A 13,138-nucleotide genomic window follows, 5' to 3' on the forward strand; every position below is an offset into this window, starting at 1 on the left:
TGTGCGATCAGTGTGTAACTAGTTGCAGTTGTTACTATAGAACAGGTATTGCTACGACGTTGACCAGTACTCGAGTACCGCGAACGATTCGCGTGCTCGGAACAGAAGTGACGAGAACGGTGTGGCCGAAAACAGTGAGCGTGTGGGGGGAGACGAGAGAGACCGGCGGCAGCGACGCGGACAGCGAAGACGGCGCGGACGGGCGCGAACAGGCGCGGACGGCACAGACTGCGCGATTAGAGGATAATACTCTTTGTGCGCAGCATCTCGTGAATCGAGGCGTCGAGCCCTTCGCGACCGGTACCCGAGTTCTTGTTACCGCCGAAGGGAATGTCACCGAGGCCGTGGGATGGCGCGCCATTGATGCGAACCGCACCTGCGTCGACGAGGTCGGCGAGGCGCATCGCGCGGTCGTAGTCAGCGGTGAAGACGGCGGCGTCGAGCGCCAGGTCGGAACCGTTAGCGAGGTCGACAGCCTCGTCTTCGTCCGCGAAGGTCGTGACGGCGGCGACGGGGCCAAATTGTTCTTCGTCGACGATACGGGCATCGTGGGGAACGTTCGCCAGCAACGTCGGTTCGAAGAACTGGTCGGCGAGTTCGTCCGGCACGCCCTCGGGGGCACGGCGTGCTCCGCCGCGGACGAGATCAGCGCCCGTCTCGACGGCGTCGTCGACGAGTTCCTGGACCCACTCGGCCTGGGACTCACTGATGAGCGGGCCGAAGGCAGTGTCCTCGTCGAAGAGGTCGCCCGCGGCCCAGGAATCCATCGTCCGGTCGATCCGTTCGACCAGGTCGTCGTGGACTGATTCGTGTGCGAGTACGCGCGAGACGGCGGAGCAGCGCTGGCCGGCGTACTTCAGCGAGCCTTTGACGCAGTTGCCTGCGACATCGTCGAGGTCCGCGTCGTCGAAGACGATTGCGGGCGCGTTGCCGCCCAGTTCCATGTGGAGATTGGCCATACCACTTTCGCGGGCGATATGCTTGCCAGCCCCCGAGGAACCAGTCATCGCGATGGCGTTGATCCGATCGTCACCGGACAGCAGATCACCAATCTCGCTGACGTTACCCGGGAGGAAGTGGAACGCACCGTCCGGAATACCGTCGACCTCACTGATGACGTCGGCGAGGATCGCGGCCGAAATCGGCGTCTTGCTTGCCGGCTTGAGCAGGACGCTGTTCCCGGCGGCAAGCGCAGGAGCTACCTGCAGCGCCGTCGTCGCGAGTGGGTAGTTGTACGGCGTGACACACAGCACTGCGCCGATTGGCTCGTGCTTGACGATTGCCTGCCAGCCCTCGTGGCTCGCAGTCGAGCCCTCGCGGAACTCGCCCTTGCTGACGATATTTCGTGCCTCCTCGGCCGCGCGGTCGAATCGCTTTGCTGCCTGCTCGACCTCACCGCGCGCCGAAGAAATCGGCTTGCCCGCTTCGCGGACGATCACTTCGGTGAGTTCTTCCTCGCGTTCGCGAAGCCCGACCGCAATCTGTTCACACCACTCGGCACGCTCGACGACCGACGTCTGACGCAGTTCCGGCTTGATTTCGTGGGCCGACTCGAGTGCAGTCCGTACCTCCGCTGGACCGGCGGCGACGACCTGGGCGAAGGTCCCGCCGTCGGCGAGGTCCGAGACAGACAGGGCGTCGTCGGTCTCGAGCCACTCGCCGTCGACGTAGATTCGCTCCCGTCGGTGTGCAGCTCTCGTTGCCATAGGAATGCCTTGGAAGGCCACACTGAAAATCTTTACTCAGTCTCGAAAAAACAGTGCGGGTTCACCCTCGGGTCGGATAGGGGCCCTGGCAGGCAAAGGAAATATTAAGCTCTGAGATCAAACTATCTTTCCCAATATACAAAGAATTGTTTTGCCTTGGGGAAACCTTTAAGGAGGATGCCGGTGTAGCATCAGACGAGATGAGTACCCAGAAGACCGTCCGTCAGTCGGCAGACACCGTCGAGGAGAACGAACTCCGTCTCGAGCAGGAGAAGGCCGAACAGATCGTCGACGCACTGAACACCGAACTCGCGAACTCGTACGTACTGTATCACCAGCTCAAAAAGCACCACTGGGTCGTCGAGGGTGCCGAATTCCTCCCGCTGCACGAGTTCTTGGAAGAGGCCTACGAGCACGTCGAGGAAGGTGCCGACGTCATCGCTGAGCGCGCTCAGGCGCTCGGTGGCGTTCCCGTCTCCGGGCCAACGAACCAGGAGCGACGCGCGACTGTCGAGTTCGAGGGTGAGGACGTCTACGACGTCCGAACGATGTTCCAGAACGACCTCGAGATGTACGGTGACATCATCGAGTCGATGCGCGACAGCATCGAACTCGCCGAGAACCTCGGCGACTACGCGACCGTCGAAATCCTCCGCGAGATTCTCGTCACGCTGGAGGATGACGCCCACCACTTCGAGCACTACCTCGAAGACGACACGCTGGTGCTCGAAGAGGCGACGAAGTAAGCAGGCGACCGCGTCGACGAAGGCGGACTTGTTTTTGCGGTAGCGAACACATCATTTTTCACGCCACATACGACCGGCCCACAGCGTGTCGTGCTGTGTCTCGCCAACCTCGAATCACAACTCGCCGCTCACGGGAGAGAACTCGATGCCGTCCTGCAACTCACGATTTACTTACCGACATGGCTGCGTACGACGAGATCAACGCGGTCTACGAGCAACACTTCCAGGAGAGCGATCCAGCGCAGACGACCGTCGGCGTCTGTGAACTTCTCGGCGGTGCATCGGTAACGCTCGATGCCGTCACTGCACTCGAGTAGCACTCGAACCAGAAGCCACTGGGTCAAGAGACGTCACTGCTAAAATGCTGAAATCGAGACCGACACCCAGTGGAAACTCACATCAGCAGAATCGGGCACCGAACTCGAGATGAAACTTGAATTAGGGGTCGAGATCGACGGTCAGATCGGTCGCGATCCAGCCATCAGTGTTGTCTCGTTCGGTGAACACGATCTTTCCGGGGCGCGTTTCGTGACAGGAGACGATTGCAGTTGGCTGCTCGGGTTCCGCGTCGGCATCGGTATCCACGTTACGGGCGGGCACGTCCATCACGAGAAGTTAGGTGAGCCTAATTCTAAAAAGGTTTTGGTCAGCCTAAACCTTGGCGGGTTGAATAGTCATTCGAGCCTGAACGCGGCGAGACAGAGTAACGCACTGCCAGGGATGCACTGGCAGAGGTAGTATCAAACGGCCGGCCGGCGAACGATGTCACATGGAGTTCGACGTCATCCAGGGTGACATCGCCGCACAGTCCGCAGACGTACTCGTCAACGCCGCCGGCACCAGCCTCGAGATGGGGTCCGGCGTCGCCGGCGCACTCCGCCGACGCGCCGGTGACGAACTCAACGACGAGGCGGTGGAGAAGGGACCCATCGACCTCGGCGAGGTGGCAGTCACGGATGCCTACGACTTAGACGCCGAGTACGTCATCCACGCCGCCGCGATGCCCCACTACGGAGACGGCGAGGCCACCGAAGAGAGCATCCGCGACGCGACACGGAACACACTCGAGTGCGCGGACGAACTCGAGTGTGAGTCGCTCGTCTTGCCGGCCCTCGGTTGCGGTGTCGCAGGGTTCGAACTGGAAACAGGAGCGTCGATTATCGGCGCGGAGTTGGGGACGTACGAACCAGAAACACTCAGCGACGTTCGATTCATCGCGTACAGCAACGAGGAGTACGAGACGCTTCGGGCGGCGACGGGGAAGGCGGAGCAGTCAGAGATGAACGAAGAGCGTGAAGCAGATCGATAAAACCGCGAACAAGAAGCCGAACAGCGTCAGGACAGCGACAAGCCGCGAACCTCGACCGACTCGCCCGCTTCGACGCGGCCGATGAGTTGGCCGTCCGTCTCCGCGACGAGTGCCTCGGCTCGCTCCTCGGGGAGCGCGACGACGAACCCGGTTCCCATGTTGAACGTCCGGTGCATCTCCTCGTCAGTCACGTTGCCCTCCGCCTGTACGAACTCGAAAATCGGCTGTGCCGGGAGCGGGTCGTCGACCACGTACTTCCGGTCACCCATCCGCAGGAGATTCGTCCAGCCCCCGCCGGTCACGTGGGCCGCGGCGTGGACGCTGTGCTCGTGCATGGACTCGAGTAGGTCAGTGTAGATGCGGGTCGGGCGCAGGAGTTCCTCGCCGATGGTTCGGTCGGTGTCGTGTGGGAATGGATCGTCGTAGTCGTGGTTTCGGGTGACGGCTTCGCGAGCGAGCGTGAGCCCGTTGGAGTGGATGCCGTTGGAGGCGAAGCCGACGAGCATGTCCCCGACCTGTGCGTCGCCGTCGAAGACGTCGTCCTTGTCGGCCAGACCGACGCAGGTCCCCGCGAGGTCGAAGCCCTCGACGACGTCGGGCATGACGGCGGTTTCGCCGCCGAGCATGGTGAGGTCGGCCTGTTCGAGGCCGACGGCAAGTCCCTCGCCGATTTCGTTAGTGAGCGTTTCGTCGGGGTCGTCGATCGCGAGGTAGTCAACAAAGCCGACGGGGGTGACGCCGGCGGCGACGAGGTCGTTGACGTTCATCGCGATGCAGTCGATACCGATCGAGGAGGCGTCGTCGACGGCTTCAGCGACGAGGAGTTTCGTGCCGACGCCGTCGGTGGCGAGCGCGAGGTAGCGGTCGCCGATGTCGAGGAGGCCGGCGTACTCGGTCGTGAGGTCGCTGCCGAAGGCCTCGAGGAGCGCGGCGGTTGCGTCCTCGCTGGCCTCGATGTCGACACCGGTGTCGGCGTAGGTGAGTTGGTCCGAATCGTCACTGTTCCCGTCGTCCGCAGGCGCTGTCATGTGGGAACGACCGCGCGGGGTGAGCAAAAGGTCACCGGTCCGTCGAGAGCGACGGCGCGAATCGACGTTGGTCGCCGATGGGCGATCAGAACAGCCCGACGAACAACACGACATAGCCCGCAAGCAGGACGCTCGGCACGAAGACGAGCGCGAAGACCCCCTTGTGCCAGTCGTAGACCGACTTGCCGTCGAGCGGTCCGAACGGGATCATGTTGAACGCGGCCAGGAAGAGGTTGATCCAGACGCCCATCTGGCCGATTACGCCGAGAATCCCGGGAAAGAGCATCAGCGGGAGGAACATGAGCGCGAGCAGGTGATTGGTGATCGGTCCAGCCAGCGCGATCATCGCGTTCTCCCGGTCGGTGATGCGACCGCGGTGGTAGACCGCTCCCGGCGCGGCGAAAATAAAGCCGATCAGGGCGCTCATAATCGCCAGGAAGAGCATCTGGTAATCCGCGCGGAACTCTGCGAGCTGGCCGTACTCGATCGCGACCACCTTGTGCGCCAGTTCGTGCAACAGGAAGGCAACGCCGACGGTGACGAAACACAGCCCGACCATCAGCGCGAAGTAGCCGACCGAGAGATCGAACCGGTGAATCGGCGCGAATAACAGTGCGAAGGCGACGCTCAGCGTCACCCAGGCAATCGCGAGGTCGAACAGCTCCTTGTCGCTAAAGGACAGGGAAGGTTCGGGATGGTGGGTTCGGACGCTCACGAGAGGGCCTCCAGGATCAGCTCGAGACTGTTTTCGGCACCCTGGAACAGCTCACCCATCAACGCGTCGACGCCACCGAACTCGGGGCCTGCAAGCCACGGCAAGACGATCAGTGGGAACAACACAGTCGCGATCAGGCTCCCGATGTTCGTCAGCGCGACGATCATGATGAGTCGGAACAGCGGCACATTGAACATGTCCTCGAGTGCGTCGCTGATCGGGCGCTCGGTGTCGCCGGCGATTTCGTTCAACGTCTGGATGTCGCGGACGTTGACCGGGCGGTGTCTGAGTTCGACGTAGCCGGCGAACCAGCCGGGTGCGAGCAGCGGGTTGATGCTCGTCAGCCAGGCGACCGCGCCGCCGACGCCGGCGCTGGTCCAGCGTGCGCCGGCGAGTCGCGCCAGCGTAAACGCGAAGATGCCGTTAAAGAGGAACCAGGCGGCGAACAGCTGAAGCAGGAAGGTGTTCTGGACGCCAGCCATGATCAGCAGGAAGAAGAAACCGAAGAAGCCGAGCATGATCAGGTAGCCGAACACCTTCAGTGGCGAGAAGCGACGGCTCGAGGCGGTTCCCGTCAGCGACTCCATCTGAGGAAGCTCCGAGGGGTTCTCGAGATACCGTTCGATGCCGGCTTTGTGGCCGGCACCGACGACGGCCACGACATCGTAGCCGTGTGAGCGGAGTTCGTGGAGGTTGTGGGCGATATAGGCGTCGCGTTCGTCGATCAGCGCGTTTGCACCGCGCGGGCTGAAACGGCGGAATTCCTCCATCATCGCGGCGACGACGTCGCCGTCGGTCATCTCCTCGATATCCACCTCGTCGATGTCCTCGACGTCACCGCCCAGTGAGTCGAGAATGAGTCCGAGGAGTGCACCGATGGCGACGCCGACACCAAGTCCAGCCAGCATGCCAACGCCGCCGCGAATCGAGTAGACGCCGGCGTTTTCGAACGTCGCTGCAGAGGCGGGTCCGACGAACGTCTCGGTCGCGACGAGTGCGAGTGCGCCGACGATCCCGACGCCGATTCCGACGAGGACGCTAGCCGAAAAGCCGTTTAGCAGGTCGCCACCGTAGCGGTCTGCGGCCTGAATGGATGGAATGAACAGCAGTCCGATGAACGCGCCGGCGGCGGCTCCGAGTCCGACAGCGCCGACGTATTGGAGCGTCGCGGTCTGGCTGACGCCGAGCAAGAAGAGGTCACCGAACCCGAGGAAGGGGGCAAGAAATGCAGCAAAGACGAACCCAAGCAAGAGACCGGCGACGGCACCGAAGGTGAGGCCGATCGTTCGGGGGTCGGTGATTCCGAGGGCAAGCCCGCCGACCATCTTGAGCTTTTCCGAAAACGAGAGGCGACTCCAGAAGCGCTGAATCGTTATCTGAATGTCGCGGTCGACCAGCGAGACGCCGCTGTCGTTTCGTTCGGCGGCCTCGATCGCGGCGCGCATGTCGGCACCGGGTTCGATATCGAACTGGTCGCCGAGTCGCGACTGGACGTACGAGAGCATCCAGTAGGCGAGAAACTGAAAGACGGTGTTACCGGAGAGAAGGTCCTTCGCTTCGATGTCGTCGGGCGTTCCGCCCTGCATCTGGCGGTATCGGCCTTCGTCGAGTTCGACGGCAACCACGTCGGGCTCTTCCCGATCGACGGTTTCGTGGACGTCGTCGACGCTCGCCTGGGAGACGTGAGCCGTCCCGAGAACGTGAACAGAGCCGTCTGCATCCCCGTCAGGATCCGGGTCTGCAGCCGTCTCCGTGACGGGATCGGGGGGCTCCGGCACGTCGGCGTCGCCTGCATCACTCATTACCGGGTGTAACTCGGCCGCGACTTTTACCAGTATCGAACTGCGCGGTGGTAGCGAGTCACAGCGAGTGACCGTCAACAGCATCGACCATACAGGAACAGTGTGGCAGATACCAACGTGACTGAAAGCACCACACACAGGCACCGATGACGGCAAGACTGATTGCTCTCGTACGGAAAGAACGGGCAATGACCGACCTTATGGAAACCCTTATCGAGAACCGAGAGATGGTCCAGCCGAACCACGCCAACATGCTCGAGTCCGCCCACGGTGGTAACGTCATGAAATGGATGGACGAGGTCGGCGCGATGTCGGCGATGCGCTTTTCTGGGGAGACCTGCGTCACGGCCCGCGTCAACCAGATGAACTTCGAACGCCCGATCTCTGTCGGCGATACGGCTTACATCACGGCCTACGTCTACGATGCTGGCGAATCCAGCGTCCGCGTTCGACTCGTCACCGAGCGCGAGGACCTCCGAACGCGCGAACGCGAGAAGACGACCGAATCCTACTTCGTCTACGTCGCAATCGACGAGAACAACGACCCGACGAGCGTTCCCGAACTCACCGTCAGCACCGACGAGGGTGACCGACTCCGGAAAAAGGCACTCGACGGCGAACGCGACTGAGACGAGACGCTACTTCCTACTCGAACCGAATCGTCTCTTCCTGCGGATCGATCTCGACCCAGCCACCGATTGGAATCGGTGTCGTCGGCCACGTATGGCCAAAGTCGACGTTGGTAACGACCGGTGCATCCGGGTTGTACCGCGCGAACACGTCCTCGATCACCTGTCGCTGTTGGCTGCGATAGGCCTCGCGTTCGTCGGCCGGCCGATCCTCGAGATGCGTCCGTGCTGGCGGCCGCCCGACGAGCGCGCCGGCGAAGCGCTCGAGTACCCCGCGCTCACCGAGCGCCCGAAGGACACCCGCAACCCAGTCGGCGTCCGGCAGTTCCTCGGACGTCTCGAGTACGAGCACGGTGCCATCGAGGGCGGCCTCGTCCGGGAGGTACTGGTCGACGATGAACTGCTGGTCGAGGATTTCGAGACAGCCACCCCAGAGGCGTCCCGAAACGGGGTCGTCGCCGCCGGCCCACTGCCAGCCGGGGTTCGGTTCGGTTCCGCGGGGCTCCTCGAGTTGCTCCGGCGTCGCCCAATCCCCGGTTTCGTCCGTGAATTCCGCGGCAGGACGCAGCTCTCCAAGTGAGTCCGCAAAGAACGCTCGGTCGGTGTACTCGATCGTGTGCTCGAACAGGTGCCCGTCCATCGCGAGTTCGGTCATCACACACGGGCCGTAGTAGGAGGCGATGCCGAGGTTCCACAGGTAGAGTGCGAGATTCGTGTTGTCGCTGTAGCCGTAGAACCGGGTCGGGTTCTCCCGGAGGACGTCCGGATCGAGGTGTTTCAGCACCCGGATCTGATCGTTGCCGCCGATGACCGTGATAATCCCCGCAATATCCGGATCTTCGAACGCGTCCATCACGTCCCGAGCCCGCTCTTCGGGGTTCTCGAGTAGATACTCGGCGTCGCGCGTCGCCGTCGGATACTCGACTGGTTCGAGGTCGAACACCTCACGCAGGCGCTCGAGTCCAAGGTCGTAGACCTCACCGAAGTCGGTGCGCCGATTCGACGCCGGTGCCATAACTGCGATCCGATCGCCGCGCTCGAGTGGTGGCGGTGTGACGAACGTATCTGGCCACCCGTTCTGTTCCGTCTCCGAGTCCATACCACGTGACTGACCAGTTGGTTGTAAAACTCTTTCCCAGGTGTGAGACAGTTGGTCATCCAGACTGTTTGCCAGTCATCCTCTGACCTGTCTCGTCCCGTCTCGTCCCGTCTCGTCCCGTCTCGTCCTGTCTCGTCCTGTCTCGTCCTGTCTCGTCCTGTCTCGTCCCGTCTCGTCCTGTCTCGTCCCGTCTCGCTCCGTCTCGTTTCGCCCAGTTCTCGCCACGCAGCGACACCAGCAGTCTCAGAACAGCAACCTCACAATAGCGAACTCAGAGCAACGACTCAACATCTCCGAGCGACTCGAGTACGTGGTCTGGCGCGAGGTCACCCGTCGCGTTCTCGACATCGGACCGGTCCGTAATCCCCGTCAGCACTGCGGCGGTCGTCATGCCAGCCCGATTCCCGAGCGCGATGTCCGTATCGAGCCGATCGCCGACGACGAGCGTTCGCCTGGGATCGCTCTCGAGTCGCTCGAGTGCAGTCTCCGCAGCGATCGCGGAGGGCTTGCCGAGAATCGCATCGGGTTCACGGCCCGCGACGGCCTCCATCGCGGCCAGAATCGAGCCCGAACCGGGCATCGAACCGCCGTCGACGGGAATCGTTACATCGGGGTCGGTGCCGTAGAACGGCGTCCCGTTCTCGAGTGCCCGCAGCGATTCCCACAGCGTTCCGAAGGAGAACGACGTGTCGAACGAACCGAGGACGACCTCGGCGTCGTCGGGGTCCGTCGTTACGGTCACCCCCGCCGCTGTGAGGATGGACTCGAGTGCATCCGAGCCAACGAGGTACACCACCTCGTCGGGATGGGTGTCGGCGAGGTAGGAGGCAGAGAGGGTTGCGGACGTGAGAATGTTGGTCGGATCGACGTCGATGCCGTGCGGTTCGAGGCGGTCGCCGTAGTGGTCGGTGCCGGTCGTGGGGTTGTTCGAGACGAGCAGTCGATCACAGCCGGCGCGCTCGAGGGCGTGAATGCCCTGGTCTGCACCGGGGATGAGGGCCCCACCGCGGACGATCGTGCCGTCGACGTCGAGAATCGCGGCCTCGTAGTCAGTCATTGACCGGAAAGAGGGGCGAAGCGTGGTTCAGTGTTTGGATCGGTGAGTCGTATCGTGGCCGCAAGGCGCGGGTGACCACCTGACACAGGCCGGCTACGAGCGCTCGAGCGAGAGTTCGGAGGTTTCGACGTCCGACTTTTCGGCGCGTTCGTTGGCGTCGATCAGCTGGTCGAGTTGACGTTCGAACTCTGCCTCAGTGAGGTCGCCGGCGGCGTAGCGTTGCTGGAGTGTCGTCACCGGATCTGTTTCGGCCTCGTCTGCTGCAGTCGCTGTTGCTGTATCGCGTTCGGCGGCCTCCTGCTCGCGTTTGCGCTCTTTTTCTTTGGAGCGCTCCATGAGGTACCAGACGAGCACCACGCTAAGCACGAGCAGTGCCGTGATGGCGAGCGCGTACAGCGGCCCGGCGAACAGCAGTGCGGCGATGATGATGATGTCGGCCAGCACGAACTTGATCGCGAAGATCTCGGTGAGGCTGTAATCCCGTCCCCCGTCGTCGCTGCCCATATTCGTGTGTCCGTGTCGGCCGGAATAACTGTACGGGTACGACTGCGCTGAGTCGGAACGACGCTGTGCCGATCGACAATCCCACTGCGATGCGCCGGAACCCTACTGCAACACATCGAACAGCCACCGTGTACGTCGTCACCGAACAGTACGCAGGACGACCGATGGTATTTACCTGCCAGCGGCCCGAGCATCTCCCATGACACTCGAGGTCGACACGCCAGCACCGCCGACACTCGACTTCGTCGATCCGAACGAGTACGAGGATGCAACGATCAGCGCGAGTGGCACAGAAGAGATCGACTATCGCCGGGAAGAGCTACAGGAGTTCCTCGAAACCGGCGCGTGGGAGGAAGCCTTCGACGAGTGGCGGGCCGACACTGATCTCGACGAGCGTGAGTTCAGTATCGCTCGCGACCTCGATCTCTTCGCTGACTTTGACTTCTTCTGGGACGACTTCGCAGACCGCGTTGGGTATCACGCACCCGGAATCTCGGAGGACTGGCAGGAGCGCGAGTACCACCCCGAACTCGACACGTGGGGGACGGTCTCGGCGATCAACGCCGAACTGACGGAGTTTGGCCAGGTCGTCTCGGTCATTCTAAAAGAGGAGTACATCGACTGGGAAGCGGAGTACGAACCGCCGGAGGATCTGCCGGATTTCGACTAAAAGTAGAGGAGTCGGCACAAACTGACTTAGCCTGCCCACTCACCTGCCACGTCGTCGCTGATATTCTCGCGCCAGAACTCGAACTCCGCTTCGCAGGTCGCGCTCTCGTGGATGTGGTCGACGAACCCAGCGCCAGGAGAGGCGAGTTCGTCGCCGCAGAACGGACACGCAATGGGATCGGTCCAATCGGCCGTGGTCACTGCCATGTGTGTCACCAAATATAATGAACTTTCATATAAAACCTGCCTGCTAGGGCACCAAACTGGTCGCAAGAATACTAGTCCCTTATACGGATTTCTCAAACTCGGTCCCGCTCGCTGCCGCGACCGGTGCATTCTCGTCACCAGCCGAACCTACAGCGAGTACACACTGTATGTCGGTCACGAAGCGGGTCCAGCAGTTCGCACACTTCGACGTGCTTCTGGTGACCGCCGGGATCTGGTTTCTGGCGAAGTTCCTTCGCTATGTCTTTCCACCTCTCTTTGGCTCGTTTCAGGAAACCTACGCGGTCTCGAACGCCGCCCTCGGCGCTGCGTTCACCGGCTTCATGCTCGTCTACGCCGCGATGCAGTTCCCCTCCGGCATGCTCGCCGACCGCCTCGGCTCGGTCACCGTTATCATAGCGGGCGTCACCATCGCCGCCGTCGCCGCGTTCGCACTCGTCGTCGACTCGCCCTTTGCGATACTCGTGGTTGCCATGCTCGTCATGGGCGCGGGGACCGGCGCGCACAAGACCGTCGCAGTCCGGCTGCTTGCTCACGCCTATCCTGCACGAACAGGGCGGGCACTCGGTATTCTCGACACCTTCGGGACCTTCGGCGGCGTCGTCGCCCCCTGGGCCGTCGTGCTCGCGGCGGGAATCCCGTTCGCACTCGGTGCGAGCTGGCGCGTGATCTTCCTCGCCGCCGGTGTCGTCGGCCTCGCACTCGCTGTCCTGTTCTGGGTTCGCGTGCCACAACGAGTCCCAACCGAGACGGAGGGCGACGGAACTAGCGGCGTCGAAGTAAACGAACTCCGCCGGTACGCCGCACTCTTTCGTGACTGGCGATTTTCGGCGTTCGCGCTTCTGACTGTCCTGTTCGCGTTCACCTACAACGGACTCGTCGCGTTCGCGCCGCTGTACCTCACCGACGAGGCTGGGCTCACGGCGGCGACCGCCAGCGTGCTCTACAGCGGACTCTTCCTCGCGAGTCTGGTTCAACTGGTCACCGGCGACCTGAGCGACCGGGTCGGTCGACTCCCCATCATCACCGCGACGCTCGGCCTCGCAGCCCTCTCGCTCGGTGCGTTCGTCGCGCTGACCGATGTCGCTGGCCCGGTCGTGCTCGGCATCGCCCTCATCGCGGCCGGCATCGGCTCCCACGGCTTCCGTCCCGTCAGGGGCGCATACCTCATGTCCGCGATCCCCAACGACCTGGCCGCCGGCGGGCTCGGCGTCGTTCGAACGCTCCTGATGGGTGCGGGGGCAATCGCACCCGCGATCATCGGCGCGATGTCCGAAACCGTCGGCTTCCGTCCCGCGTTCTGGCTGCTCACCGCCGCCGTGTTCGGTGCAACGCTCCTCGCAACCATCCTCTGGGTTACCGACGAAGACGGAGCGTGATCGCCATCACCATATCGTGGCAAGAGGTAACACACATACACACACCGATTCGTAGGCCAGCCATGGAACTCGCCGAACCACTCGAGTACGTGTGCGTCCAGTGTCGTCGTCACGAGGCGGTCGACGACGCGCTTGTGAGTACCTGCCGGCAGTGCGGGGACGAGATGCGAAACGTCGACTTAGTGACCGACTGATCCCGCGTGGCGGCGGTACTCGTCGGATTGTATGCGGACGGGAAGCGATTGCTGTCACGGCCGCCAGTGGACAGCC

Annotated in this window: 17 protein-coding genes; 7 read left to right on the forward strand and 10 right to left on the reverse strand. The window is 62.6% G+C overall.

What is annotated here, in order from left to right:
* Nucleotides 1-236 precede the first annotated feature (236 nt).
* A complete protein-coding gene (locus tag NMAG_RS16885; RefSeq protein ID WP_004267772.1) occupies nt 237-1,706 on the reverse strand; it encodes an aldehyde dehydrogenase family protein in 1,470 nt (489 codons plus the stop codon).
* Between the two features lie 200 nt (nt 1,707-1,906).
* On the opposite strand from NMAG_RS16885, the gene dpsA reads away from it, so the two are divergent.
* Nucleotides 1,907-2,452 (forward strand): DNA starvation/stationary phase protection protein DpsA, encoded by a 546-nt coding sequence (dpsA, locus tag NMAG_RS16890; protein WP_004267771.1) that lies wholly within the window; start codon nt 1,907-1,909, stop codon nt 2,450-2,452.
* 179 nt (nt 2,453-2,631) lie between these two features.
* Nucleotides 2,632-2,769 carry a RidA family protein gene (locus NMAG_RS22215; RefSeq protein WP_004267770.1) on the forward strand — a complete coding sequence of 46 codons (138 nt, stop codon included), beginning with the start codon at nt 2,632-2,634 and terminating at the stop codon, nt 2,767-2,769.
* 121 nt (nt 2,770-2,890) lie between these two features.
* Here NMAG_RS22215 and NMAG_RS22220 read toward each other — a convergent pair whose 3' ends face one another.
* Nucleotides 2,891-3,058 carry a DUF7331 family protein gene (locus NMAG_RS22220; RefSeq protein WP_004267769.1) on the reverse strand — a complete coding sequence of 56 codons (168 nt, stop codon included), beginning with the start codon at nt 3,056-3,058 and terminating at the stop codon, nt 2,891-2,893.
* Nucleotides 3,059-3,221: 163 nt separating this feature from the next.
* Here NMAG_RS22220 and NMAG_RS16895 point away from each other — a divergent pair, with 163 nt between their 5' ends.
* Entirely contained in the window at nt 3,222-3,761 is a 540-nt protein-coding gene (locus NMAG_RS16895) for a macro domain-containing protein (protein ID WP_004267768.1), read from the forward strand.
* Nucleotides 3,762-3,787: 26 nt separating this feature from the next.
* On the opposite strand, the gene purM is transcribed toward NMAG_RS16895, so the two are convergent.
* The 3 genes from purM to NMAG_RS16910 form a co-directional block, all read right to left on the reverse strand.
* On the reverse strand, nt 3,788-4,789 hold the full coding sequence (gene purM / locus NMAG_RS16900) for a phosphoribosylformylglycinamidine cyclo-ligase (RefSeq protein ID WP_004267767.1): 1,002 nt from the start codon (nt 4,787-4,789) through the stop codon (nt 3,788-3,790).
* An 85-nt stretch (nt 4,790-4,874) separates the two neighbouring features.
* Nucleotides 4,875-5,504, reverse strand: coding sequence for a zinc metalloprotease (locus tag NMAG_RS16905; protein ID WP_004267766.1), 630 nt, complete (start codon nt 5,502-5,504; stop codon nt 4,875-4,877).
* Entirely contained in the window at nt 5,501-7,306 is a 1,806-nt protein-coding gene (locus NMAG_RS16910) for a TraB/GumN family protein (RefSeq protein ID WP_004267765.1), read from the reverse strand. The genes NMAG_RS16905 and NMAG_RS16910 overlap by 4 nt, the downstream gene beginning before the upstream one ends.
* Before the next feature lie 188 nt (nt 7,307-7,494).
* Here NMAG_RS16910 and NMAG_RS16915 point away from each other — a divergent pair, with 188 nt between their 5' ends.
* The gene (locus NMAG_RS16915; protein ID WP_004267764.1) at nt 7,495-7,935 is read left to right on the forward strand and encodes an acyl-CoA thioesterase; all 441 of its coding nucleotides are present in this window, start codon (nt 7,495-7,497) and stop codon (nt 7,933-7,935) included.
* Between the two features lie 16 nt (nt 7,936-7,951).
* On the opposite strand, the gene NMAG_RS16920 is transcribed toward NMAG_RS16915, so the two are convergent.
* The 4 genes from NMAG_RS16920 to NMAG_RS16930 form a co-directional block, all read right to left on the reverse strand.
* A complete protein-coding gene (locus tag NMAG_RS16920; protein WP_004267763.1) occupies nt 7,952-9,034 on the reverse strand; it encodes a S66 family peptidase in 1,083 nt (360 codons plus the stop codon).
* A 75-nt stretch (nt 9,035-9,109) separates the two neighbouring features.
* Complete coding sequence (locus NMAG_RS22225) at nt 9,110-9,259, reverse strand: hypothetical protein (RefSeq protein ID WP_160165663.1); 150 nt, start codon at nt 9,257-9,259, stop codon at nt 9,110-9,112.
* Between the two features lie 46 nt (nt 9,260-9,305).
* Complete coding sequence (locus tag NMAG_RS16925) at nt 9,306-10,091, reverse strand: HAD-IIA family hydrolase (RefSeq protein WP_004267762.1); 786 nt, start codon at nt 10,089-10,091, stop codon at nt 9,306-9,308.
* A 93-nt stretch (nt 10,092-10,184) separates the two neighbouring features.
* The gene (locus NMAG_RS16930; RefSeq protein ID WP_004267761.1) at nt 10,185-10,595 is read right to left on the reverse strand and encodes an SHOCT domain-containing protein; all 411 of its coding nucleotides are present in this window, start codon (nt 10,593-10,595) and stop codon (nt 10,185-10,187) included.
* 199 nt (nt 10,596-10,794) lie between these two features.
* Here NMAG_RS16930 and NMAG_RS16935 point away from each other — a divergent pair, with 199 nt between their 5' ends.
* Nucleotides 10,795-11,265, forward strand: a complete 471-nt coding sequence (locus NMAG_RS16935; protein WP_004267760.1) for a hypothetical protein — start codon at nt 10,795-10,797, stop codon at nt 11,263-11,265.
* 26 nt (nt 11,266-11,291) lie between these two features.
* Here the strand turns inward: NMAG_RS16935 and NMAG_RS16940 are convergent, their stop codons facing one another.
* Complete coding sequence (locus NMAG_RS16940) at nt 11,292-11,471, reverse strand: DUF7501 family protein (protein ID WP_004267759.1); 180 nt, start codon at nt 11,469-11,471, stop codon at nt 11,292-11,294.
* Nucleotides 11,472-11,638: 167 nt separating this feature from the next.
* Between NMAG_RS16940 and NMAG_RS16945 the strand changes: the two genes are divergently transcribed.
* Together NMAG_RS16945 and NMAG_RS21760 are read left to right on the forward strand one after the other, a co-directional pair.
* Nucleotides 11,639-12,868: an MFS transporter gene (locus NMAG_RS16945; RefSeq protein WP_004267758.1), complete on the forward strand. Its 1,230-nt coding sequence runs from the start codon at nt 11,639-11,641 to the stop codon at nt 12,866-12,868.
* Nucleotides 12,869-12,930: 62 nt separating this feature from the next.
* On the forward strand, nt 12,931-13,062 hold the full coding sequence (locus NMAG_RS21760; RefSeq protein WP_004267757.1) for a rubrerythrin-like domain-containing protein: 132 nt from the start codon (nt 12,931-12,933) through the stop codon (nt 13,060-13,062).
* Nucleotides 13,063-13,138: the final 76 nt, after the last annotated feature.

The sequence above is a fragment of the Natrialba magadii ATCC 43099 genome (assembly GCF_000025625.1).
Taxonomy (GTDB): domain Archaea; phylum Halobacteriota; class Halobacteria; order Halobacteriales; family Natrialbaceae; genus Natrialba; species Natrialba magadii.